At 67.7% G+C, this 23,289-nt stretch carries 21 protein-coding genes; 5 read left to right on the top strand and 16 right to left on the bottom strand.

The window, feature by feature from the left end:
• Positions 1–233: 233 nt before the first annotated feature.
• The 4 genes from V3N99_08700 to V3N99_08685 all read right to left on the bottom strand — a co-directional run bounded on the left by V3N99_08700 (position 234) and on the right by V3N99_08685 (position 6,289).
• Positions 234–3,692: an SIR2 family protein gene (locus tag V3N99_08700; protein ID MEO3936822.1), complete on the bottom strand. Its 3,459-nt coding sequence runs from the start codon at positions 3,690–3,692 to the stop codon at positions 234–236.
• A gap of 409 nt (positions 3,693–4,101) precedes the next feature.
• Positions 4,102–4,626 (bottom strand): hypothetical protein, encoded by a 525-nt coding sequence (locus V3N99_08695; GenBank protein ID MEO3936821.1) that lies wholly within the window; start codon positions 4,624–4,626, stop codon positions 4,102–4,104.
• Positions 4,627–4,739: 113 nt separating this feature from the next.
• A complete protein-coding gene (locus V3N99_08690) occupies positions 4,740–5,180 on the bottom strand; it encodes a hypothetical protein (GenBank protein ID MEO3936820.1) in 441 nt (146 codons plus the stop codon).
• A gap of 65 nt (positions 5,181–5,245) precedes the next feature.
• On the bottom strand, positions 5,246–6,289 hold the full coding sequence (locus V3N99_08685; GenBank protein ID MEO3936819.1) for a hypothetical protein: 1,044 nt from the start codon (positions 6,287–6,289) through the stop codon (positions 5,246–5,248).
• A 711-nt stretch (positions 6,290–7,000) separates the two neighbouring features.
• Between V3N99_08685 and V3N99_08680 the strand changes: the two genes are divergently transcribed.
• Positions 7,001–7,288, top strand: a complete 288-nt coding sequence (locus V3N99_08680) for a hypothetical protein (GenBank protein MEO3936818.1) — start codon at positions 7,001–7,003, stop codon at positions 7,286–7,288.
• A gap of 311 nt (positions 7,289–7,599) precedes the next feature.
• Here V3N99_08680 and V3N99_08675 read toward each other — a convergent pair whose 3' ends face one another.
• Entirely contained in the window at positions 7,600–8,619 is a 1,020-nt protein-coding gene (locus V3N99_08675; GenBank protein MEO3936817.1) for a hypothetical protein, read from the bottom strand.
• Between the two features lie 416 nt (positions 8,620–9,035).
• Between V3N99_08675 and V3N99_08670 the strand changes: the two genes are divergently transcribed.
• Both V3N99_08670 and V3N99_08665 read left to right on the top strand, forming a co-directional pair.
• Positions 9,036–9,950, top strand: a complete 915-nt coding sequence (locus V3N99_08670) for a tyrosine-type recombinase/integrase (GenBank protein ID MEO3936816.1) — start codon at positions 9,036–9,038, stop codon at positions 9,948–9,950.
• Positions 9,951–10,180: 230 nt separating this feature from the next.
• Positions 10,181–10,720, top strand: coding sequence for a YkvA family protein (locus V3N99_08665; GenBank protein MEO3936815.1), 540 nt, complete (start codon positions 10,181–10,183; stop codon positions 10,718–10,720).
• Between the two features lie 276 nt (positions 10,721–10,996).
• Here V3N99_08665 and V3N99_08660 read toward each other — a convergent pair whose 3' ends face one another.
• The 7 genes from V3N99_08660 to V3N99_08630 all read right to left on the bottom strand — a co-directional run bounded on the left by V3N99_08660 (position 10,997) and on the right by V3N99_08630 (position 19,216).
• Complete coding sequence (locus V3N99_08660) at positions 10,997–12,355, bottom strand: IS1380 family transposase (protein MEO3936814.1); 1,359 nt, start codon at positions 12,353–12,355, stop codon at positions 10,997–10,999.
• A 354-nt stretch (positions 12,356–12,709) separates the two neighbouring features.
• Entirely contained in the window at positions 12,710–14,161 is a 1,452-nt protein-coding gene (locus V3N99_08655; protein ID MEO3936813.1) for an ATP-binding protein, read from the bottom strand.
• 1 nt (position 14,162) lies between these two features.
• A complete protein-coding gene (locus tag V3N99_08650; GenBank protein MEO3936812.1) occupies positions 14,163–15,608 on the bottom strand; it encodes an SCO6880 family protein in 1,446 nt (481 codons plus the stop codon).
• Positions 15,605–16,921, bottom strand: coding sequence for a type IV secretion system protein (locus tag V3N99_08645; protein ID MEO3936811.1), 1,317 nt, complete (start codon positions 16,919–16,921; stop codon positions 15,605–15,607). The genes V3N99_08650 and V3N99_08645 overlap by 4 nt, the downstream gene beginning before the upstream one ends.
• Complete coding sequence (locus V3N99_08640; GenBank protein ID MEO3936810.1) at positions 16,918–17,694, bottom strand: hypothetical protein; 777 nt, start codon at positions 17,692–17,694, stop codon at positions 16,918–16,920. The genes V3N99_08645 and V3N99_08640 overlap by 4 nt, the downstream gene beginning before the upstream one ends.
• Before the next feature lie 44 nt (positions 17,695–17,738).
• Complete coding sequence (locus tag V3N99_08635) at positions 17,739–18,056, bottom strand: DUF6112 family protein (GenBank protein ID MEO3936809.1); 318 nt, start codon at positions 18,054–18,056, stop codon at positions 17,739–17,741.
• 86 nt (positions 18,057–18,142) lie between these two features.
• Entirely contained in the window at positions 18,143–19,216 is a 1,074-nt protein-coding gene (locus V3N99_08630) for a C40 family peptidase (GenBank protein ID MEO3936808.1), read from the bottom strand.
• A gap of 75 nt (positions 19,217–19,291) precedes the next feature.
• Here V3N99_08630 and V3N99_08625 point away from each other — a divergent pair, with 75 nt between their 5' ends.
• The gene (locus V3N99_08625; GenBank protein MEO3936807.1) at positions 19,292–19,792 is read left to right on the top strand and encodes a hypothetical protein; all 501 of its coding nucleotides are present in this window, start codon (positions 19,292–19,294) and stop codon (positions 19,790–19,792) included.
• On the opposite strand, the gene V3N99_08620 is transcribed toward V3N99_08625, so the two are convergent.
• Together V3N99_08620 and V3N99_08615 are read right to left on the bottom strand one after the other, a co-directional pair.
• The gene (locus V3N99_08620; protein MEO3936806.1) at positions 19,782–20,195 is read right to left on the bottom strand and encodes a hypothetical protein; all 414 of its coding nucleotides are present in this window, start codon (positions 20,193–20,195) and stop codon (positions 19,782–19,784) included. The two genes, V3N99_08625 and V3N99_08620, sit on opposite strands and share 11 nt — an antisense overlap.
• Positions 20,192–20,734, bottom strand: a complete 543-nt coding sequence (locus tag V3N99_08615; protein ID MEO3936805.1) for a hypothetical protein — start codon at positions 20,732–20,734, stop codon at positions 20,192–20,194. The genes V3N99_08620 and V3N99_08615 overlap by 4 nt, the downstream gene beginning before the upstream one ends.
• Positions 20,735–21,009: 275 nt before the next feature.
• Between V3N99_08615 and V3N99_08610 the strand changes: the two genes are divergently transcribed.
• Positions 21,010–22,191: a hypothetical protein gene (locus V3N99_08610; GenBank protein ID MEO3936804.1), complete on the top strand. Its 1,182-nt coding sequence runs from the start codon at positions 21,010–21,012 to the stop codon at positions 22,189–22,191.
• On the opposite strand, the gene V3N99_08605 is transcribed toward V3N99_08610, so the two are convergent.
• A complete protein-coding gene (locus V3N99_08605) occupies positions 22,129–22,659 on the bottom strand; it encodes an NUDIX hydrolase (protein ID MEO3936803.1) in 531 nt (176 codons plus the stop codon). The two genes, V3N99_08610 and V3N99_08605, sit on opposite strands and share 63 nt — an antisense overlap.
• Before the next feature lie 133 nt (positions 22,660–22,792).
• On the bottom strand, positions 22,793–23,068 hold the full coding sequence (locus tag V3N99_08600; protein MEO3936802.1) for a hypothetical protein: 276 nt from the start codon (positions 23,066–23,068) through the stop codon (positions 22,793–22,795).
• Between the last annotated feature and the right edge of the window lie 221 nt (positions 23,069–23,289).

The raw sequence follows: 23,289 nt of genomic DNA, 5'->3' as shown, positions 1-23,289 counted from the left end.
ACGGCGCCTCCCGCGGGACCACTACCCCAAAGCGTGGCTGGCCGTCAGCTCCACGTCAGGGCGCGTCGATCGGCCAATGCAGGCATCGCGGAACCGCTTCCCGCCGGAGGCTGACGGAACGGCAGTCCGCACTCCGCCCTCCGACACGTCCGGAGGCGCCTGCGTCCTACCGCCCACTATGACGCAGCAGCGAGCGGCCGCGAGGTGCCCAGATGGATTATGCTCGCAGCGCTTCAGTCAAGGGATATTCCCAAACGCAAAGCAGCCTCACGAAGCGCGTTCCAGTCGCCCGGTCGCTTAACTAAACCGGAGAGAAGGGGGCGCAGATAGTAGTCGCCGTAGAACGGCTCTACGGTGCGTTTGATAAGTGCCGTCAAGAAGGGTGACAGCAGCTCAGATGACTGCTTGAGAAAGTCTTCCGGCAGTCTTGAAAGAAAGTCCGCATGGGCGTTTAGCCTTGCAGGCGACTCCACGGTCAGGGCTACTCCTTTCCCCAACTCCGCTGCTGGCAGCCAAGGCACACACTCGGCGAGTTCGGAAGCCTCGTTGGCAGTGAGAACCATAGGGTCTGCCCGGTTCCTTTGGGCCCAATAGTCGCAGATCCAGATCTGCCAAGCTTGTCCCCTGGCCTCAAGGGGCAGCTCACGGAATTGCTCACTGATGGACTGAAGCCATGCGGTTCGTTGTTCCACGGAGGCGGCCGCCGTCAGCCGATTCACCCAGACGGGCTCCGCTGTGGGGTCGGCTGTGAGGGCAACCGATGCGAGCATGCCGGCCCACCGTTGCCGCTGATCATTGCCGAACTCAGTGAGTCGGGCCGTCGTGGACAGAAGGCTATCGAGGAGTCCATCGTCGAGGAGCTTGAGATTCCATCGGCCAAAGCTAAGTACGCCCCACCAGAAAGCCGCCGCTGTGCGTGGGTCGGTATCCCAATTGCCGAGTGGGAGCAAAGCGCTGCGGCACCACTCTGGGTCGACGTCGTAGAGGTGATGGATTCGTCCCGCTATCTGGGTAAGCGCTGTGAGGCGTTGCGGTGAATTGCCGCTGAGGACCATGTCCAAGAACGCGCTGTGATCTTCTCGAAGACCAGTCCAGTGATCGCGTTCCTTGGCCCACGCCTGATAGAAGGTTTGGAACCAGAAATCAACGATGCAGCCCGCTGGGCTGTTGATCACCCGGCTAACCCAGTCTCCGGTCGGGTCATCCTCGGATTTGGCGACTGTTGCCTCCCATGTGGTCCAGAGCAACTCCTCTGTGAACGGATTGCCAACCCATCGCTCGGGGGCGTCACGATTAGCGCTCATAAAGAACTGAGTCATGGCGTTCAAGTGAAGAGTTAGGTCTAAGTCAAGGAGCAGGTTTATGATCTGGACTTGATCGTCCGGGTTATCGACGAACGTCCATGCCCTAATGATCGTGTCCTGCAGTTCTGGTGCCCCGTGGACATGGGGCCAAAGCGCAAAGCCGTCGCCCGGATGCATGCGGATTGTGTCGGCGAGCATGCTCAAGGCGTCCTCCAGGCTCGACACGTCCTGACGCGGATATGGAAAGGGCTCGAAGGTCTGGACGTACGCCGTCGCGGCCTTGGGATCGTCACGGACCTTGCGGTGGAAGTCCTGCGTGGTCATGGGCGGGGCGCTCTCCCGCCACCCAACCTCCATCCAGCTGCGGAAGCCCGGGTGTTCCTCGGGCGTGAGCGTGGGGTCGATCTCTTGCATCTGTGCGATTGCCGCAGTGAGCCTTTCGGACCTAGCGCCATGCTTATGAAGCCAAGCGAACAACTGAAAGCGCGTGTAGCGGGTGACGTCATCTGTCCCTTCAAGAGGCAGCTTCAGAACCAAAGAGTCGATGGCCTCTCGCCCCGCCTGCGGGGCTGCGGCGCCGACAAGTTTGTAGAGCTCTTGGGCCACCTCACGATCGGGGAGCAAGTCATTGGCGACAACTAGACCCAGCTTTTGGTCGGGCGTGAGCAGATCGGAGACCGTGTATGCATGCAAAGCGAGACGTTTGTACAACGCCTGTCGGCTCGCGGACCACCTTTGCAGCACGCGGGCAGCTTCTGCGGGCCGATCAGATGCCATCGAAACGATGCTATCGCGCGCGGCGTCGATGACGGCGTCAAGTGGCTTGCGATACTGATCCTGCGCGTGGGGCTGGATGGCTGAGCGTCGAAATGCGAAGTGGTCCCAGGATTTGCCCGCAATGGCGGTCTCAAGGGTGTAGTGCTTCCGAATGGACGCCTCGGCAAGGGCAAGGATGTCAGTTGCGCGAGAGGGAAGCATCGGCCTGATGACCTTGATCCAGCTTTCGGTCAACCAGTATTCAGAGCCGCGTGTGGCTGCTTCCAAAGTGGGGCCGAACAGCCCGTAGCCACGTTTGGGAAGCAACCGGGGCTCGATGAGATGCTCAAAGAGCTCAAGGGCGATCTCGGGGTCCTCCTCGGGGTCGGTATCTACGAGGGCGTACTGGAGGAAGTCAACTTGACATTCAGGTCGGTCCTGCCACATGAGGAGCCGGAGCCACCGACGGAAGTGCGCTGGTCGAGGGCCCTCTTTGGTGGAGTGCAGCGCTTGTGCAAGCGCGTGCCACAGGGTGATGCTGACTTCTCCGCCAGCACTGGTGAGGGTGCTCCAAGCAGCTTCGCTGTGCTCTGCTGTCGAGGCGGCGTAGGTGTGTGCAAACCATTGGGCAAGCCCGCGGAGGACCTCGTCGTCAGGCTGATCCGCACTGAATAAGGCCTGAAAGACAGGCTGGTTCGCGGCCCATGAGAGCCATTGGAGGCTCTTGGCGCCGGAGCAAAAGAAGTCAACGCGGTCGTGTCGGCGAATCGATGCCTCGAGATAGGACTGTTCCGGGGGCGAGAGTTCCGAGGCAGTGTCAATGAGACTCCTGATGCGTTGTCTGTGGTCTAACAGCCCCATCTCTGCGAGATCAGCCCACGCGGCTAGACACTCGGTTAGCGCACTGTGGTCATGGTTTACCACTGGGTAACCCACCGCGGTGATACCTAAACGCGCCCACATTGGGTCCTGAGGCTGATGGGTGAGCACGTACCGCGCTGTATCTCGACCCAGAGCGAGGCCTAAGTAGCGCATCACAAGATCGCTGTGGCTGTAGCCGACGAAGAGCACGGTGTAATTGCGGAACAGTTCGCTGAGGAACCGGGTAGCCCAAGCTTGACGCAGGTAGGCATGACCAAAATCGCGGTCCGTGACAACTAGGCGATCGGAAGGCCCATCCGCGGCGCCATGGAGATAGACGAGGCCGCCAAAGTCATGACCGAGTGGTAGGGCAGGCGCGCGATGCGTTTCAAGGTGAAGGCTTAGCGAGTCCGCGACTGTCGAGAGGTGCAGATCATAGTTGGTAGTCACCATACGTGGAACCCCGCGGGCGGCGAGTCGTACCAACGCTTGATGGTTGGCGTTCGGCCGAGAGCCAGGTGTGCTAACCAGCAGCCGGGCGAGGTCGTGGACCGCGATGCCGGAATCTTCATCTAACTGGCCGAGCAGTGTGTCCAGCCGGTCTCGCCACTCAATGGAGTTCGGGACGATGTCGGATTGCACGCGTTCGACGATGCTCTCCGCCAGCCCGAGGAAGGTCGGAAGGGACGAGGGTGCGTCCAGCGAGATGCCAGCGCCGGTGAAGATGACCAAGCGCTCATCGTCGAGGGCCGATAAGACCTCCTCGGGCATTGAAACCTGTCCTAGCCGCACAGCGGGCTCCTTCCGTATGTGTCGCCTATCAAACCACCGGTCGGTCCACCATGAAGCGAGCCACTCGCTGCCCAAGACCGCCGATAAGCAGCCGTGTCCTTCCGCCGCGCGTGCGGCCGTCCCCCACCGCCGCGAGAGCGGCCGTCCCCCACCGCCGCGAGAGCGGCCGTCCCCCACCGCCGCGAGAGCGGCCGTCCCCCACCGCCGCGAGAGCGGCCGTCCCCCACCGCCGCGAGAGCGGCTGACCCGTTTCGCCGCCTGTCGACCATCTGAGAGGGGAAGCCATGGGTCTAGATGCTGGGACGCGCGGTCGGCCGCGCGGCTCGGCGCCACCATTCGACGTCGACGGCCAGTTGATCGCCGAACGCCAGCTGCGCCTGTACGTGATCTACGAACCGCTCCGCCCCCGCAGCAGGGACCGAAATGCCAGCAACTGCTGAAGGTGTTCCCGTGACGCCGCCACGTAAGCGTCCTCGAGCGGCTTTAGCCCGCTCAGGTCGACCACAGAGGGGGGAATGTTCATGTCGGCGTCGGTGGTCGCGGCCGGCGCGAGCCACGCGTCGTGACAGGCCGTCCCGGCGACCCGGCGAAGCTCCTTGATCAGGTGGGCGTACGCGTCGCCGACCTGCGCAGACTCCGCAGTTGTCCACGCGAGGTAGTAGGACAGCTTGGCTTGGACGCCGGACATCGCCTCGGCGATACGAACCCGTTCGGCTTCGGGCTCGTCGTGGCGCCGACGGCGAATTGCGTAGGGGAACTCCTTGTAAGCGGCAACCGCCTCGAACGCCTCGGCGAAGACGCCCCGCACCCGGGCACGTTCTTCCTCCAGGCTCTTGCGCCGAGCCAAGGCGGTGTTCACGATGGCGCCGATGACGGCGGCCAGGACGGCGCCGGTCAGCAGCAGCCCCAGCACCCCGCCCCCGGCACCTTCGGTGCTTGCCGTTGTCGCGGCCGGCGGGGCTGACGGGACCTCCGTTGTGGTCATGGTGACGGTAGAAGCCGTGGTGGTGGGCGAGGGTGTCGCGGTCACAGGGTGTCTCCCTTCGTGTGGTCCGGTCGTGCCTGGTTCAGTCGACATTGGTCTGGGCGTGCAGGGTGCGGGGCTTCGTCCCCGACCCACTGCCCACTCTCGCGCCACCACGCTTCCTTGAGCAGGTGCGTCTGCACCATGCCGAACAGGCGCAGCAGTCCGTCGTCGGGGACCCAGCGACGCTCCGGCGGGTCCGAGTGATACCAGACGCATAGGCGTGTGCCACCGCGACCGTCGAACCGGTGCGGCGACTCAGTCGGCCCGTCCGCGTACACCTCGGGGTGACTGGCGAGGCGGCGGTCGAACTCTGCGGTCACGACGCGCGACGGGTAGCCGGGTACGGCCACCGTGGCGGTGTACACGTGGATCCAAGAACGTTCGGCGCGGCGACGCCGAACGCGCAGGTCGGGGTAGGCGGCACGCAGTTCGGCCTCCACCCGCGACCGGGTGGGGTAGTCCTGCAGCCACGACTTCGGGTGCCGTGCCCGGGGCGGGCGACCCCTCAGCGGAGCGTCCCGTACGACCGCGGGCTCTTCAGTCCCAGCCCACTGCTGACGCTGAGAATCCCACCTGTGGTGACCGATAGCGGTGACGCACCCTTCAACGCGGCCAGAGCGCGGGCCTTGGTGACCTCCCTGCCGTTGCCGGCCACGAACTCCGGCCACAGGGCGGCAAGCTGCTGACGGACCCAGCTCTCGTTCTCGTCGTGGGCCAGCGCCGCCTCCAGGCGGGACGCAGCCGTGTCGAGCCGGTCAGCGGCCGCGTACCTGTCGAGGCACTTGATCGGTGCCGACACCCCGGCTGGGTCCGGGGTGAGCCGGGCCCGCAGGTCAACAGCACCGTCTTGCCACAGTCGCACCAGGGCCTGCGGGACCCCGGCGCCGGGGGCCACGAACATCAGGGCGAGGGCCTCAATGTTGAACGAGCACAGCAGCGGGTCCGGGACGCGCTTGTTCTCGGCCTTGGCCAGGCGGATGGTCCGCGCCCGGGTGACGCGCAGGCTCTTGGGCTCCCCCGTCAGCAGGCTGGTGTGCCCCTCGGGGTCCGAGGCGTTCCACTCGTTGGTCTCGGTGTTCGGAATCCACAACCCCTGGGCGCTGACCCGGTCCAGGCCGAGGACGAGGTCGACCGTGGGGTCCGGCCCGCTGGCCAGCGGCTCGTGAAACGCCAGCAGGATGGCGCGCTTGGTCGTGGCGACCTCCACCTTGGGGTAGGTACGTGCCACCTCGTTCTGGATGTGGAACTGCAGCTCCTCCACGATCTCGTTCGGGCCCTCACCCGAGGAGGAGTCCGGCCCCAGCCAGGGGTAGACGCGACGGTCGAGGACGACGCCGCAGTCGGCATCCAGCCCCTTGTCCCGCAGGTGGACGGGGCAGTTCGCGGTTGCGTGCGCCAGGGAGCCGGAGGCGAACGTGCGGCGACCGCCGTTGAAGCTCAGCGCTGCGGCGCGGACCGCTTCGCGGCGGGCCCGGGCCTCGTCCAGCGAGTCCTGGTCGGGTGCCAGCTGGGAACGGATGTCGTCCAGGAGCTGTGCGGTGAAACCCATCGGATGTCCTCGTCTCTACACGTGGGCGGAATAGTGCCGCCTCCACGCTGAGACGCCAGACCCTGGCGCAGCGACCCCGGAGAGGGGTGAACTACAACCATGTGATAAAGGTACCCCGCCCCGCCGACAGGCCCCGCGTCATCACGGCCCGAGCCGTTCAGGCGTCTGGGATGGCCCAGTCCTGGGCCCCCGAGGTTCGCTAGGTTTGTGGTGCGTCGTGGGGGCTACTTCACGGTGTCGCCGGAGGTGGCGGCCGTGTACTCGTTGTCGCCGCCAAGCGGCCGTCCCCTTCCGCGAGTGCCGCCGTCTCACACCGCCGCGAGAGCGGCCGTCCCACACCGCCGCGAGAGCGGCTGTCCCCCTCCGCCGCGAGGGGGGCCGGTTCTACTACTCGCGTAAGGCGCACTGTCCCACCGCGGCCTTTCGTCAGGCTCGATCGTCCGTGGAATCCTGACCCTGTGGATCGAGAGGACCTGGCGCTGCTGACCGATCGGACCTGCCGCCTCGCCGGGACGTTCACCCTGCGGTCTGGCCAAACATCCAGCGAGTACTTCGCCAAGTACCCCTTCGAGGCGCAGCCACCGATCCTGCGGGCAGTGGCCGAAGCGATGGTCTCGCTCCTTCCAGCGGGTGTCGAGGTCCTCGGCGGCCTCGAGTTCGGGGGGATCCCTTTCGCGACGGATGGTGCGCTCGGTCATCGGCCTTCCCGCGGTGTTCCTCCGGAAGAGGGCCAAGCGCTACGGCAGCTGCCGGCTCGCCGAAGGCCTGGACGTCTCTCAACGACGAGGCACCCTGATCGAGGACGTGCTGACCACCGGCGGTGCCGTCCGCGCCGCCATCATCGCCCAGCGTGACCTTGACGCGACCGTCTCGGCCGTCGTGTGCGTCATCGACCGCAGCGGACAACCCGAAGGACCGTTGACCGACGTCGGCGTCGAGACCAGAGCGGTGCTGACCAAGGCCGACCTCGACGACGCCAGGGCACACCAGGCCGGTTGACACGATGCGTCTTCCGCCGCGTGAGCGGCCACCCCACATCGCCGCGCGAGCGGCCGTCCCACTCGGATGGGGAGGTGGATCCGGAACCCGGCGAGCGGGGCGTGGGACTTCAGCGCAGAAAGCCTTGACGGTTCATGGCATCAAGAGGACATTTGGCGGGTGACCGACGATCGGACTCCGGGGGAAGTGGCAAGCATGTCGTCTTCGCACTGCCCAGTCTGCGAAAAGGGTTACAACCGAGAGTTGCCTTCGGAGTGTCCGAAATGTCACGTCAGTCTTCAGCAGGGCCCACCACGCGCTGGGGGCGTTCGCTAGGTCGCCGCACTCTCGGTGGCTTGGTCCATGACCCGCAGGATGGTGCAGTACCCCCTCGCACTGGCGATCGCCGCACGATAGGCAGCGAATGCCAGAAGCAGGTTGCTCATTGGCGCTATCAGCCATAGTGCTAGGTCAGCAGGCAAGCCGTGGGGCACCTTCCATGTGAGGGTTGGCCATGCCACTGCGACAAGCAGGGCGACAAAAACTAGAATGCAGTACATATCAAGACGGGTACGGAACTGGTCGTGCTGTAGTTGGATTCGCGAGTCGACCAAATTCCTTCTTCGCATTGCGAATGTTCCTACGTCTCCGCGGCCGTTCTGGAGTTTAGACTCGGTGGCCCGCAACACATTGCCCAACTTCATAGGCATCACCAGCCCGTCCTCAGGATATTCAAGAAGTGCAGCTCGGATCCGGTCCAACTTTGACACAAGCACCGGGTCTCCGTAGTTCCTCCAAGCGGTGTTCGCCAGAATTCGCTCGGAGATAGCATCGAGATCGTTCCGCTCAAGTTCAAGCAGATCTGCCTCGATGGCGTCTACTACAGCTCTGGGGCGGTGGTCCAGGAGCATTGGGCCGCGAGCAGACGCGAACGCGCTTTCGCGCGACGAGCGAAATCGGGTGCGGAGTGAGCGCTTGTGCCTCATACGCATCCGAACTAAGCCGTCGTGAAGCCACCCCAAGAGCCATCGACGCTGCCAGTAGCCCTCAAGTGCGCGGATGGCTTCAAAAGAGAATGACTGCGTCACTAAGGTTGATAAGACGACGATAGGAATCGTCACTACGAGTAATGTCACGGGATCCGCGGTCAGGGCTACCACAACGGCTGCCACGTCGAGGTTTCCTTGCTGCCCCAGCCGGTAGATGACTGCGAGCGCCACCGTGAGATAGGCAGCGGGGAGCCAGGCGCTGAGCGATAACTGGTCGAGAATTCGCGCTAGGAGGGCCGAGAGCTTGTCTGGGGGCGCAGTCAACCCCGGGCCTCCACCGGTTCCCTGCACTTCGTCAGGCACCAGCCAAGCCTCCAGCAGCTTGGGCGGTTCGGTGGCGAGGCTCGCCGGGCCATCGTTTGTGCTAGCGTCACATGTTCCTGACGAGAACACCACACTCTAGGACATTCTCCCCACAATTTACGAAGTCGGCCCTCGAGGCGTTTGATCATCGCGCGATCGCAGGAAAGTTGACCTGCTGCGACTTCCAACTCGACAGGGACGGCGCGCTTGTCCCACTGGCTGTATGAGCAGCCGTCCCACTCCGCCGCGAGAGCGGCCGCGTGCTTCCGCCTGTGGACGCCGCCAGGTTGCCCCAAGGTGTGCCGCGTGGGCTCGGGGAACGTGTCGGGTCTAGCGTCGATCCGTCCAGGTGCCTCGCCGTGCTGGCGGCGAGCGGGGTGTAGGCGGTCGGTCAGGTCGCCGCGAGAGGTGACGTCATGTCCAGTCCCACTACCCTCCTGCCGTTCCAGCCAGCCACGATGTCCACCGCGCAGCTGGCGGCCGTGTCCTACCTCGCCCGCCACGCCGGGCGCACCCACACCCTGTACGCCTACCAGCTGCGGGAGTGGTTCACCTGTGGTGAGACCCACGGGTTGGACCCGCTGGTGGGGATCCAACGCGCCCACGTCGAGCTCTACATCCGCCAACTCGGCGAGCGACCCATGATGGACTCCTCGGTCAACACGATGATGCACGCCGTCCGCGGCTACTTCCGCTTCGCCCACATCGACGGCCTCATCGCCTCCGACCCAGCCGTCTACGCCCGGCTGCCGAAGATCCACCAGGACGAGTCCCGCACCCACGGCCTCGACCGGCTCGAGCTCATCCGCTTCCTCCAGGTCGCCCAGACCGTCACCGTGCACCACGGCGCCCTCGCCTACCTCCTCGGCATCAACGCCCTCCGCGCATCGGAAGCCGCCGCGGTCCGGATCGAGGACTACGCCGACACCCTGCGCGGCTACGGCGTGCTCCACCTCGTCGGCAAAGGCAACAAACCCGCCACCATGCCGATCACCGTCCCCGCGCTGCGGGTGCTCGAGGCCTGCCGCGGGCAGCGCACCAGCGGGCCCCTGGTCCTGCGTCCGGTCTCGGGCCGGCCCGTCGACCGGCGAGACGTCTACCGCATGGTCACCCGCATCGCGACCGCTGCCGGCATCCCCCGCCACATCAGCCCCCACTCCCTGCGGCACGCCGCGATCACCAACGCCCTCGACGCCGGCGTCCCGCTCCGCGACGCGCAGATCCTGGCCCGCCACGCCGACCCCCGCACCACCGAGCACTACGACCGCGCCCGCGGCAACCTCGACCGCCACGGGGTCCACTTCCTCACCGCCTACGTCGCCGGCGTTTGAACGGGCAGAAGCCAGCGTCCCTTCCGCCCAATGCGGGCTACGACCCGTGGTCCATGAGGGTCGTGCGAGTCAACCAGTGGCCGGACCCCGCGAGCGCGAGTTTGGGTAGACGGCGCCACCGTCAGGGCTGAGCTGCGTGGGACTTCCACCTTGGCCCCCAGATGCCGGTCGCGGGCTGACATAGTGTTAGGAGCGACGGTGGTGGACGGAACTGAAGGGAGTGGGCAGTCATGACCGAGCAGACTTGGACGCCGCTATTTCGAACACCCACGCCCACTGTCACCAAAATTGTACGGAGCCACGCCTTTCTGCGCTCCCGAGAGCGCTCAGTCACCATCATCGAAAACTCAGAGGAGCTTCGTGCCCTCGCAGACCTGGTCGACACCGTGGACCAGGCAAGCGGGCCGCTCGCGGCGGTAGCAGACCGAGTCGCCGCGGCTGTCCGCTTTCTTCGTGACCGGGCCAACCGTCTCGACGATGCCGCCGCATTGACCCACAACAGCCCCCATATGGACGATCCCAAGAACAGCGACGCCCCCAGCGCAGGCGTCGCGACGCGGGAACGACTCCTTGTCGCCAGCCTTCACTACCTGGTGACCCCCGATGACCTCGTCCCAGACTTTCGAGCGGGTGGGTATATCGATGACGTACTCCTCCTGGCCTGGGTGTTCGGCGTCGCCACCAACGAACTCACGCGATACCTGGCCGACGAACCCGAAGATTCAGGAACGGCACCCTTAAGGACCTGGCCTGACGGCGTAAGCGGATGAACTCTTCGCTCGGGCTCATCTTCGACACCCTCTCTGACTGCCACGTCTTAAGAGTGCGAACTCGTGGAAGGCGGAGGCGTTGGGGAAGGTCGCAGACACCGCGGGCTTCGAACATCTGTCGGCCTCAGCCCGGATCCACCAACCCTGATTTCTGGGGTGTCCGCTGACGTCGTCGGCCGGTGATCCCGGGCCTTGCCGGACGGTGGCGCGGTGGAGCCGCCGGTCTGTCCGGCTTTTCCACGTCGGGTCGTTCCTCGGGGCCGGGTGGCCGGATGGTCAGGAGGTAGCGGTGGCGGTGGCCCAGAGGTTGTCCCAGGCATCCGCCCAGGGCCAGTTCGTCGGCAGGTGCAGCATCAACCGTCGGGCCGAGGACGCGACCCTGCCCGGGACCGCGACCAGGTGGGTGCGCAGGGTGGTCCACCTCGCCCTTGCGTGGCGGGTCGAGGCGGCCACTCCCGCGGCGCGCAGGAGGTTGAACGCAAGGCAGGCCAGGGCCAGCCACGCTGCGTTGGCGTCGAACCTTCCCGATGGGGCGTGGGCCATGGCCCCGCTCTTGAGCTCGGCGATGACCTGCTCCACGATGGCGTGGTCACGGTGGGTCTCGTCCGCCGTGATCGCGGTCAGGGTCGAGTTGGTGACGAACCCGTGATGACGCCAGCTGGGGAACAGCTCGTCTTGTCCGGCGGCCATGGCGGTCTTGTTCAGGCGCTGGACCCGGCGCACGACGAGCCGGCACGGGACCTGCTCGGCCTTGCGTGCGGACGAGAACGCGGTGAACCAGGTCTCGGCGACCTGTGCTTCGGAGATCCACCGCTTCTCGTCGTCGTCCCAGATCGCGCGGGGGTACTCGATCGTGGTCCACGCCGTCTCGGGAATGCCCGCGATCGCCCGGACCACAGCAGGATTCATTCGGACGGTGACCGAGAACCACGCCTTCGCCTTCAGCGCGGCGGTGATCAGGTCGCGGCGGTAGTACCCGGAGTCGGCCCGCACCATCACCTGCCCGCCCGCCCCGGCCCGACGAGCGGTGGCGACGGCGTCCCCGACCAGCTTCGCCCCGCCCTGCCCGGAGATCGTGTTGCCTTTGCGCAGCCGGGACGCGGCGATGACCGGTGCACAGGTCGGCGACGACAGCACCGCCAGCTGCGCGTTCAACCCCTTGACGCCGGAGTACCCGTACGCGACGCCCTGCTTCTTGTACCCGTGGACCTCGCGGATCGTGTCGTCGATGTCGACGAACGCCATCGCATCAGTCCCGGCCAGGAGCCGCGGGACCACACCCGCGAGCCCGGCCAGGACCTGGGAGGAGATCGCGTCGAGCTGACGGACGTGCCCGAACGTGAAGGTGCGTAGGAACGTCCCGACCGTCGACGGTGCCCGCACCCCGGACACGACCTTGGCCATCGCGCCGTGGCGCAGCACGTCGAGGTCGTCGATGCTGTCGGCGCCGGCGATCATCCCCGCGACCACACACCCCGCCTTGACCGCGGCGTTGGGCGAGGACACGCTTAACCGCTCCGCCAGCAGCTGCTGCAACCCGGCCCGCTGCGCCAACCGCATCACCGGGACCAGACCCGCCGCACCGATCAGGTTGGGGTCATCGAAAACCGCGTCGATCGTGTGGAATGCTTGCATCTGTCGGATGCCCCTTCGGTCACGGTGAACTGGTGTCTTGGTAAACCCAATTCTCCCGCCCCACAGGGGCATTCGCGTGTCACGACCCGCCGCTACCGTCGACCGGTCGGTGGATCAGGGCTCAGTCAACGGGGTGCCGCACGCTTTCACGCTGCGGGCGACGGCGACTAGTGGCGTGAGGATAGCCAGTGTCTGGTTGTGCAAGAAAACGCGAGCGCGCACCACCTACTTGACCCTCTGCGCGAGGACGGCAACTGCGTCACACCGCCGCGTAGCGGGCATCGTGTTCACCGGTGGCTGCCACAGGGGGAGGATCACGTTCACCCTCGCAGCAGGCGTCGCGGCAACACGTACTCAGCTCATTCGGCCGTCGGTGTCGAACAGACTCTCCTCGATCTTGGTCGACGTATGTCTGACAACGAACGCGCGTTGCCCGACCCGCCAGAGGCCCTCTCCACGTTGCAGATCGGGGAGTTGGTCTCGTTCGGCGGTCGAGAGGCCGAGGGCGGCGGCGGTTCCGGGGGCTTCGCTGGTCTCCTGCTGGTAGATGATCTTGGTCGAGCAGTCGGCGAGCAGGCCGCGGGCCAGGGCGCGCGCTTCGGAGCCGGCGTCGCCGACGGCATCCAGGTCGGAGAGCCTGTGGACGATGAGGAGGTTGGCGATGCCGAGGCCGCGGGAGAGCTTCCATTGCGACTGCATGCGCGCGAGGAGAGCGGGTTGCCGCATCAGCCGCCAGGCTTCGTCATAGACCACCCATCTTTGACCGCCGTCGCCGGCCGCGAGGGCGGACTCCATCCACGCGGACGCACAGGTCATGACCATGGCGATGAGCTGGTCAGAGCCTTGGATCGCGGACAGGTCCAGGGAGACCATCGGCAGGCTCGGGTCGAAGGTGACGGTGGACGGCCCGTCGAAGAGTCCGGCGAGGTCGCCAGCCACGAGCCGCCGCAGCGCGTGGCCAAGGTCACGACCGTCGCGGGTGAGCTCGACGACGCTGGCACCAGTGAGTGCATCACGGGGCTCGAGGAGGGCGTCCACGACCGCGGGCAGGGTGGGGGTGGTGCTGCTCGAGATGCTGGATCGCAGAGCGGCGTCGAGGGCGGTGTGCTCGACCGCCATCAAAGGATGGCCGAGCGCCGCGGAGGCCAGTGACCCGAGCAGGGTCCGGCGCCGGGTGCCGACGAGCTGGGCCCAGGCGGTATCGGTGAGGGTGGTGTCCCGAGGTCCGGGGTCGAGCGGGTTGAGCCGGTTGGTCGATCCGCCGCCGAGCTGGATCGCGGCGCCCCCGACGGCCTGCGCAACGGCGCTCCATTCACCTTTGGGGTCTCCGGGGACGTAGACGCGCCGGCCGAAGGCGATGGAGCGCATGGCGATCGACTTGGCCAGGAACGACTTGCCCTTGCCGACAACCCCGGCGAGGAGGCAGTTTGGGTTGGTGATGACGCCCTTGCCGTAGAGCACCCATGGGTCGAAGCAGAAGCCCCCGCCGGACCAGGCGTCCTGCCCGATGAAGACCCCTTCGGTGCCGAGTCCAGCCTCGGCCAGGAAGGGGTAGGCGCCGGCGACGACGTCGGAGGTGGCCCGGTGCGGCGGGACGTGCAACCGCCGCCAGGACCGCCCGGCCTCGGGACCGTCCTCACCGCCTGCCGGCAAGTTGTCCATCCGCTCCTCCTCGATCGCTGCCGCATCGACCCTCGGGTCAGCCGTGGCGACGCGAGATCCCAGGGACGTCCGTCGCGGCGACGGCATACGCCGCTGTTGTCCGGAGGGGGAGTAGAAGGCCACCTCCCCGCGCAGCCGGGCCATGTCAGTTCACCTTCCGGGCGAGGGGGAGCGCGGCGGCGGTAAAGGCGCGACCCTGTTGGCCGGACAGGCGCCGGGTCTCACACCCGCACTGGATCGCCGCCCGGCTGACCTCGGCCACGGCGCCCTCCAACTCCTCGCGGGTCGGCGCGGTGACGGTGAGGAGGCCGGTGAAGCGGATGTCGGCGTGGCCGGCGATCAGCGCGCGTTCGCGGTCGACCACGTCTTCGCGTTCGACGGTGTCGGACAGGTCGGCGATGGCGCCGATCTTGGCCTTCTGCGCCGCCTCCGTGGCGTACTCGACCTTCGCCTTGCGGATGTCGCGCATGGCGGCGTCGACAGGGATCGGTTCGAAGGTCAGGGAGAGGGTCTTGCGGATGCCGGGCTGGAAGACCAGGGCGTGGAGGAAGAAGGTCGGTGCCGAGACCCGCGGCCATTCGCTGATCCAGAGCACAGCTGAGAAGGACGAGTCGTGCCGCAGGTAGTCCCAGTGCTCGTCGATAGCGATTGGGCCGGCGGTGGCCAGCTTCGCCGTCGGGCGCGGGTCCTGGAGGGCAAAGCCGGGGTCGTATGCCGTGCGGAGGGTCGCGGCGAGGGCGGACTCGTCGAGCCAGGAGCCCAGTCGGAGTTCGGCCGCCCTCATGCTGGCCTCGAGGGAGGCCACTTCCTGGTGAAGGAACGCGACGGCGCCGCGCATTCCGCGGCCCGTCCGCCGGATCCAGGTCCTGCTCTTGCGCAGGTCCAGCGAGAGAGCGATAAGCGTGCGGTGCGAGGCGCTGCCGACGACGCGGGTTCGCATCAGCTCCCCATACGCGTCCGCGGCAAGTGTGCCGTGGGCGCTGGCTCGGTGGGTATCCCACCATCCAGTGATGCCGCGGCCGGAGTCGGGCAGGGTCAGCTCGAGAACCTGCAAACGGGTTCCGGTCCCGGAGGCTGCCACCGCAGCCAGCCCTCGTCCCCAGGCGTGCACCCGGCGGGCCTGCTCGTCGGCGGACAGCAGAACGAATGCCGGGTGCGAGACAACCCCGACGACGGTCAGCGTCTGGGCGTGCGGGTCATGAAGGATCGCCGGCCCGCCGTGGTCGTCAACAAGGAACCGGAGCCTGGCGCCGTCCCCGGGCAGCGCCACGGTCCCCGCCGGTCGCGGCCTACCGGGCCGGACCCGGTAGCGGGTCTGCCCGCTCGCCCGGCGAACCAGGTAGTGGACTGCGGTGGGGGCGGCCTCGACGGCGATGCGACCACCGACCCGGACGAAAGCGAGCGCGACGAGCCCGCCCCAGAGGGGGAGGGTGAGCGCGGCACCGAGGGCGCCGGTGGTAAACATCGCCGGGATGAGGACGCTCACAGCGACCGCCAGGCAGGCGACGCGGGGTGCCGACAGTCCGAGGAGGAGACCCCGACGGGGTCGCCGGGCGAAGCGGACGGTCATCGGGGTGCCGGTGTCGGTCATGGCTGGGGTCCTCGCGCGGGTGGTAGCTGGGTTCCCGGGGGTGGCGGCGGTTCCGGCGGGGGCCCTCCCGGTGGCCCGGCGGTCGTGGCCGACTGGGTTGCTACCCCTGCCTGCTGCACGGTGGTCTCGACAGCACCGGCGGCGGCGGTTCCGACGGCGATTGCTGGGGCGGCCGGACCGGTAGCGGCTGCGGCGCTACCGGTGGCACCGACCGCCCCAGCGGCTCCCGGCTCCCCGGCGGGCGCCGTCCCGACGCCAGGCACCCCGGGCCTGGCGGTCTGGACGGCCGCGGCGGTCGGCTGGTTGCCACCCGCCCAGGGTGGGGTGGCATGCGAGGCGCGTGATCCGGCCGATATGGCGCGAACCTGTCCGTGCAGGGCAGCGGCCTTCTGGGGTGCCGCGATGGCGGCCTGCCCGCCGGCCTTGGCGTGCCCGACGGCCGCGTGCGCGGCATACAGGCTCTCGCCGGCGAAGCTGAACATCTTGATCGACGCCCACGGGGCGAACCCGCCGAGCATCAGGATGAGCGAGCCCGCGGCCAGTTGAGTGGTGGCCTGTCCGGTGCCGCCACCGGCCTGGCCGGCCGTGTCGAGCACGGCGACGCCGATGCTGAGGATGATGACGAGCAGCAGCTTGGATGCGACGAGCGCGCACACCAACTCGACCCACTTGCGGGCCCAGCTGCGGGTGATGTCGGCAGTCGCGCCGGAGAACGCCAACGGCGCCAGGACGGCAGCGATGAGCAGCGTCATCTTGCGGATCATCATGGCTGCCCAGACCACGACGACGGCAGCGATGATGACCACCGCGAACAGGAGCGTGGTGACGGGGCTCTGGATGTTGCTCAGGGCCACGAACTGGAGCTTGCTGCCGAGGCCGGCGACGTTGGTGCCAGCGGTGTACTGGACGAATCCGGCGCTCAGGGAGTCGACGGCGCCCAGGCCGATGCGGGTGGTGCCCAGCGCTAGAGCTGAGCCGACAAAGCTGATCACCAGTCCGGTGAAGGCTCGACCGAGAGCGCCCGGATCCCGTCGCAGCGTCCCGGTGATGACTTGGATGGTGAACAAGGCCAGGCACAGCACGACGGCAACGGAGGCGGTTGCGGCGATCTCCGTGAGCAGGGCGGGCGACGACAGGTCCAAGGCGGTGGCCTCGTCGAGCTGCTGCCATAGCCAGGAGGCGGCGTTGCCCGCGGTGACGCCGAAGGCGCCGGCCATGTGTGAGAAGGCGCTGTCGGCGATCGATGAGGGGAGGTTGACCGCGGCGGTGGCCACGCAGACCGGGCTGAGGCTGAAGATTCCGTCGCAGCTCATGGCGTCGCCATCGGCAGGATCGTGACGTCGACGGCGGCGACGAACGCCCACGTCGGCCGGGTGGGTGGTCCCTCGAGGTTGAGGGTCACCGAGACGCTGGACTTCGTCGTCCTGTCCCTGTCGTTGACACGTTCGTGACGGGTCACGGTGACCGCGACAATGCGGCAGGTAACGCCCGGGTCGCTGACCCGGCCGGCGGCGACCGCGTTGCGCCACGCGAGTGGCTCGATCACCTGGTCCACCGTCGCGGTGTCGTATGCCGCGCGAGCGGCGAGGGCTTGCCACGCGCCGGCCGGTGGGACGAGCGCTGAGCCGTCACCGTTGTCGGTGATGGAGAAGAGCGCGAGCCGGTCACGCAGATCGGCCGGGACCAGTCCGACGACGAGCGGCTCGTTCGTGCTCGCTGACTCGGACTGCACCCACGCCAGATGACCGTCGCGGGGCGTTCCAAAGTCCTGGGTCAGGAGGCGACGAACGAACTCTGCCGCGAAGAGATCCGGCTGTGTCGTGGGGTCGCCGGTGATGAGTGGTGCCGCTTTGGTGGGTGGGCTGATGGGCGGGAGGTGCCGGATCCGGTCCAGCTGGGCGGCGGCGACGGTGTTGCCACTTGCCTCGGGCTGCGACGCCGATCCGGTCGGTGACCGGCCTTCTCGCAGCGGGATGGCCACCGGCGATACGACCGCATGCGCCGGTGGCTCGGGGGTCCGCGTCACGACGTGGCCGCCGAGAACCACCGCTGCGGCGACGAGGAGGCCGAGTACGAACGCTGTCACGCCTCGCCGGCGGAGGCGCGGGGGAAAGGTGAGTGCCCGCATGGTCATTGGACCGTGTGACCGACGGTGTTGAAGAACGTCACCAGCGCATTCGCGGCGCCGATCAACAGTGCGGCGCCACCCGCCACCAGAACGCCGGTCTTGCCCTTCCCGGCGACGTGCGGGTTGGACGAGTGCGACCCGATTGCCCAGGCGATGGAAGAGATGGCGATCCCGGCGACTGCGGCGACGAGGCCAAACGTGAGCAGGGCGCCCACCATCGACTCGAGGGCGCCAAGGCCGGGCAGACCATTCGTGTTCGGTGGGATGTCGATGCTTGGCGCTGACATGGCGAGGACCTTTCGCAACTCGCGCGGGGCCATCCCGCGCGTGTCAGCCCAACTTCTGGCTGGGGGCACCATGCGCCGAGCGCCGTACGGGGGCTGTCTTGGTGTTGCAGGCCGGCAGGTCAGGCGATGTGTCGGAGGGCGGAGACGCCGCCGGCGGTGAAGCCCCTCAGTGTCACGACCTTGACCACGTCCCCGGTCTGGGGTGCCTCGACGATCAGGCCGAGGCCGATGGACATGCCGACGTGCCCGGGCAGGGCCAGGCTGCCGTCACTGCCGGGGGTTAAGACCAGGTCGCCAGGAAGCAGATGTGCGGCATCCGTCGGCGTGCCGTCGTGGAGCTGGGTGTAGGTGGTGCGGCTGATCATCACGCCTGCTTGCGCCCAGGCGCTCTGCAGGAGCCCCGAGCAGTCGAATGCCGCCGGGCCGGTGGCGCCCCACTGGTAGGGCTTGCCGAGTTGGGCCAACGCGAAGGCCGCCGCGATCCGGGCCTCGAAGCTGGTGCCACCCGGGATCGCCCACGTTGGCGGGAGTCCATAGGCTCCTGGGCTCGCTGGCGCGACTGGCCCGCCGCTGGCGCCGCAGTCGAGGCGTGCGGCGTCAGCGGAGACGATCCCTAGCACCGTGACGGCAAGGGGCTGCTGGTCACGGTAGTTCGCTCCCACGACGGCCGACCTGCCGTTGGCTGCGCTTGGCGTGCCGTCGAAGGCTGAGCGTTGGACGAGCTGGGCGGCCACCGCGGGAGGCTTGCTCTGCCAGTTCGGCAGTGCCATCAGCGCGTCGACGAACAGGTCGGTGGAGGCGGTCGGGTCCATCCGTTGGGCCGCGCTGCCCCAGCTGGGCCGCTGCTGAAAGATCCCGAGGGAGTCGTGGTCGTAGCCGACGCCGTCGTGGGGGTAGGCCGCGCCCCCGGGGTCGTTGGGGTTGGCCAGCACGCGCATGCCGGACTCGGCAAGACCGACCATGAGGGCCACCATGGCCGCGGTCGGACCGCCTCGCGCAGACGCGGTGGCCGCGACGATCCGTGCGTTCGTGGCCTGGGCGGGAGAAAGCCCCGTCATTGGTCCGGTGGTGACGCAGAGCGGACCGGGCGCCGGCGTGTCGGTGCCCAGCGTCGAGGCGGCGGCGGACCCGACGATGAGAAGGAGCGCGGCGAGCGAGGCGCCGACAACTGTCATCACGGGCTTGGCGGTCATGGGCGGAGTAGGAGCTGCTCGGGGCACGATGGGTTGAGGCGTTGCGATGTCGTGCCCCGGCGCGACAGTGTTGCCATGGACAGCAAGGTGAGGGAGCGACGGATGCGGCTGCGGAAGCACAGTGACGCACCGCCGGCAGTTGGGCCGGCGGAGGCCGGTGATGCGCGCGCTCTGGCTCTCGAGCTCGCCGGTCTACAGGCTGAGCGCCCCGTCGACCCGATGACGCTGGGTGTGGTGCTGGAACCGGGAGAGGTGCTGTGGCGCTTGTCAATGTCGTGGCTGCGCGTCCGGATCGACGGTTTGTGGAGCGACGCGTCGTGGTCTCAGGTGTTGATCACGGATCGGCGACTTCTGGTGCGGCTCGCCTCCAGTGATCTGGTGTCTCTGTGGTGGGGGTCGATGGTCGGCTTCGAGGTCGACCTTCGCGCGGGCCATGTTGTTCTCGACTTTGGTGACGGCCGGCCCCGGCTGCTCTCAGGGCCAGCGGTCGCTGTGGTGGCGGTGGCGGGTGTCGCGCAGCTTTACGGCATCCCGGCGCTGGTGACGCATCCGAGCCTTGCGCCGCTCAGGACCTGACCGTCGCACGCTCCCGGGGTGGCTCGGGTTGCTTGCCGCGGAGGCACAGCAGCTGGCGGCGGGCATATTGGCGCTGCCGTGCATCGAGGGCCACGTTCTCGGCGTAGAGCCTCAGCAGCCCGGGCCATCCGGAGGGTGACCCGGCCAGCAGGCGGTGAACGGCGCGCCGTTGCCCGGGGGTGAAGCCGAGCTGCTCGAGCATGCGGCGAGTGCAGGCTCGGGAGTTGCCGCCGGCCCGCTTGCCGGAGATGGTCACGAGAGGGTTCCTCGCCCCCCGGCCAGCGGCGGCTTCGAGCCGCGACAGGAGCAGGTCGAATGCCGCGATGACCTTCGCCGTGACCAGCACCTCAGGGTCGACGTCGAGCTGCTCGGCGGCCCACCGATCGAAAGGCTGCCGGCTCACGACGCCACCTCGCTCGGGTCCGCGTCAGACCAGACGACGGGTTCGCCGGGAACGACATGGGTGATTCCGCGCAGTGCGTCCGCTCTCGCGGCCCGGCCGGAGCCGTGAGACCCCCGAGTCGCGACGCCGCGGAGCCTAACGAAGAGCTGCAGCGGCTGCATCGCCCGGGCCTGGTCCTCATGCCTGGTGAGCCACTCCATCGCGGAGATGAGCTCGTCGGTGGCCTGCTCGTGGGTAACGGTGATGGAGGCGTCCGAGCCGAGCGGCGTCACGCTCGCCAGCCCTCGCGTGCAGACAGTGGACTGCACGACCAGCCACAGCTCGTCGCGCTCTGGTGACGACGAGCCCAGGGATGGGCAGGCACCCAGAGACTGAGCGATCTGTTTGCCCTGCACTTCTTGCCGGCTCATGTGACCACCTGGACCTTCCCGTTCGGCATATGGAGATATGAGAGAACAGCCGACGACGTGGCGGAAGACCATGACGCCCCAGGTGTGGACAAACATCCTGTCCATTGCGGGCCTGTGGATGACCGCCACGGGCGATATCCACAGCGGCGGCCGATCCCGGCCAACACCGCCCCGGTTATGCACAGGCCGCCGAAAGGCGCGACAGTCGCCTGCGAATCGGCCCACCATGGTCGGGTGCGACCAGAGAGTCCCCGTTGCGACACATCGGCCGCGGCCGGCCGATGCCGCGGTGGCCGCTGCACGGCTGTCGCACAACCTGATTCGGTGTTCATGGCCCTTCCCTCCCCGTGCCGCGTTGCACCTAGGTTCGGTCGCGACGACGCCTGTCCGGAAGGTGACGGACGGTGACTAGGGGTGACTACCAGCAGGTCCCGGGGCCTGCCTCGCCGCTACGGCAGGCGCGTCACAACGCTGGCTGGACGCAGGGCGCCGCGATGCACCGGTTCGTCGAGGCCGTCACAGCGCGTGGGGTCATCCCTCCCCGGGGCGCTTCTCTGAAGCGGATGTTCGCCTACTGGGAGGCCGGCGACCGTTCGGTCACCGTGCCGGTCTACCAACAAGCGTTCTGCGCGATGTACGACGCTTCTCCGGCCGCGCTGGGCTTCGACCCTGCCGTCCCACCTGGCGTCGACCCCCAGCTCGCGGAGCTGCTCGAGCGGCGGCTCGACCTGGTCGACGTCGACAAGGCTCTCGTCGACCTGCTCGAGGCCCAGACCCACGACCTCCGGCTGCTGGACCGTCGACTCGGCTCAGGCGCCCGAGCGGCCATGGCGGAGGATCACGCCGAACAGCTGACTGACCTCCTGCACCGATCGCTCGGGAGGCATCGTGCGGCGCTGGCGGCGGCGACAGCCGAGGCGGCCCTTCTCGCCGGCTGGCTGGCTCTCGATCGGTCTGACATCAAGACCGCATGGCACTGGCACAGTCGCGCGCGCAGCGCCGCCATCGAGAGCGGATCTGGAGACCGCATCGCCCACGCCATCGGCCAGCAGGCGATCGTCCTGCTCGATGCTGGCCAGACCATGGCTGCGCTGAGTGCCGCCCGGGAGGCGTCACAGGTGGCAGCCGATAGCCCGCCGATCCTGCGAGCGTGGATCGCGGCGACCGAGGCCGAGGTCCTCTCGGCAACCGGCGACCGTGTGGGGGCCGCTCGCCGCTTCCGCGATGCTGCCCTGCACCTTTCCAGCAACGGCGAAGAGGAGGTGCCATTCATCATGCTCACCGATATCCACCTCGAGCGCTGGCGAGGGCACGTCCTCCTGACGGCGCACGACGCTGCGGCCCTCGAGACGCTCACCGGGGCGCTCGCCGCAGATAGTGACTCGGTCCGCGCCGCCGCGAGTCTGCATACCGACCTCGCGATCGCCATCCTGCGACACGGTGATCGAGAGGCTGGTCTCCACGAAGCAGGTCGTGCCGCCGAACTGGCAAGTCGCTCGGGCTCGGTGCGGCAGGCCAGGCGGCTACGCGCCGCCCTTGACGCGGTCGGAGGCCAAGAGGTGAAGGAGGCCGACAAGGGTTCCTGAGTTGCGGATCTTCCCGTCAGCGATCAGTGCCGGCACATCGGCGACGCTGACCCACTCGAACAGGCCCTCGTCCCGCTCGACAGGTTGCGCGACCTGGCTCTCAGCCCGGCCGACGAAGACGTGATGCGGGCTGTTGACCATGCCGATCATCGGCTCGAATGACACGACCTCAACCAGGTCCCCAACCGTGTACCCCGTCTCCTCGAGAATCTCCCGCTCGATCGTCACGGCCGGACTCTCGTCGTCCTCAACGATCCCGCCGGGAAGCTCGTAGTTCCAGATCCCGGGCACGAACCGGTGACGCCAGCTCAGCAGGACGTGATCTGCTGCCTCGTTGAGGACGACCCCGACCGCGGCGGCCGGCAAGCGCACCGTGTGGTGCTCGAAGTGCTGACCGGATGGCAGCTCGACCTCGGCGAGACTGACGGTGACCCAGCGGCTCTCGTACAGGGGCCGGCTGCTGTGCACCCGCCAGGCGTCCTCGGCTGGCGTTGTGGCCATCAGGATGCACCTTTCGTCCGCCGTGCGCCGGCCACGCGGTCCGGGCTGTGGCCTCAACCCTAGATGTCGGTCCACCGGCTGGACAGAGGGCGCAAGCTCGTCATTGACTGTCGACCGGCGTTGCCTTCGCTTCACGCATCAGGCGGCGCAGCTCGGTCGGTGGCACGTTGGTCAGTACGGCAGCCCGGCCCAGACCCGACACGCTGACGAGGTCGAGCTTCGCCCGGCTGAGGACCGCGTCCGCCCGGTTGACCTTGACCTGCACCCGCTCGCGGGCTCGGCGGGCATCGTCTACGGCGCGCAGTGCTTCAGCCTCGGCGCGCTGTGCCTCCAGCAGGCGTTGCCGGGATGTCTCGTTGACGGGGTAGCGGGCCATGGTTCGTCTCCTGGGTCGTCGAGGTGGTCGCCGAGGTTCACCATCGATGGCGGGTCACCATGGGATCCCCGCGCTCTGTCGGGTGGACGACGGGCCGGCGTACTTGCTGCACGGCAGGCGAGATACGGCTCGCCGGCGGCGACCTCCAGGGCCCGGGCCGTCGTACCGCCGCCCGAGGACGTCACCGGACCGAACCTCAACGGCTACTGCTTGGCTGGAAA

Source organism: Dermatophilaceae bacterium Soc4.6 (assembly GCA_039889245.1).
Classification (GTDB): domain Bacteria; phylum Actinomycetota; class Actinomycetes; order Actinomycetales; family Dermatophilaceae; genus Lapillicoccus.
Note: the sequence above shows the minus strand (reverse complement) of the source record. Positions and strands in the feature narration are given on the sequence as shown.

Coding starts and splice junctions, on each gene's coding strand:
- V3N99_08665 (MEO3936815.1), top strand. CDS start 10,181: ATGACCGAGCAGACTTGGACGCCGCTATTTCGAACACCCACGCCCACT.
- V3N99_08700 (MEO3936822.1), bottom strand. CDS start 3,692: ATGCCCGAGGAGGTCTTATCGGCCCTCGACGATGAGCGCTTGGTCATC.
- V3N99_08635 (MEO3936809.1), bottom strand. CDS start 18,056: ATGGCCCCGCGCGAGTTGCGAAAGGTCCTCGCCATGTCAGCGCCAAGC.
- V3N99_08600 (MEO3936802.1), bottom strand. CDS start 23,068: ATGGCCCGCTACCCCGTCAACGAGACATCCCGGCAACGCCTGCTGGAG.
- V3N99_08670 (MEO3936816.1), top strand. CDS start 9,036: ATGTCCAGTCCCACTACCCTCCTGCCGTTCCAGCCAGCCACGATGTCC.
- V3N99_08660 (MEO3936814.1), bottom strand. CDS start 12,355: ATGCAAGCATTCCACACGATCGACGCGGTTTTCGATGACCCCAACCTG.
- V3N99_08630 (MEO3936808.1), bottom strand. CDS start 19,216: ATGACCGCCAAGCCCGTGATGACAGTTGTCGGCGCCTCGCTCGCCGCG.
- V3N99_08650 (MEO3936812.1), bottom strand. CDS start 15,608: ATGACCGACACCGGCACCCCGATGACCGTCCGCTTCGCCCGGCGACCC.
- V3N99_08655 (MEO3936813.1), bottom strand. CDS start 14,161: ATGGCCCGGCTGCGCGGGGAGGTGGCCTTCTACTCCCCCTCCGGACAA.
- V3N99_08645 (MEO3936811.1), bottom strand. CDS start 16,921: ATGAGCTGCGACGGAATCTTCAGCCTCAGCCCGGTCTGCGTGGCCACC.
- V3N99_08625 (MEO3936807.1), top strand. CDS start 19,292: ATGGACAGCAAGGTGAGGGAGCGACGGATGCGGCTGCGGAAGCACAGT.
- V3N99_08685 (MEO3936819.1), bottom strand. CDS start 6,289: ATGGGTTTCACCGCACAGCTCCTGGACGACATCCGTTCCCAGCTGGCA.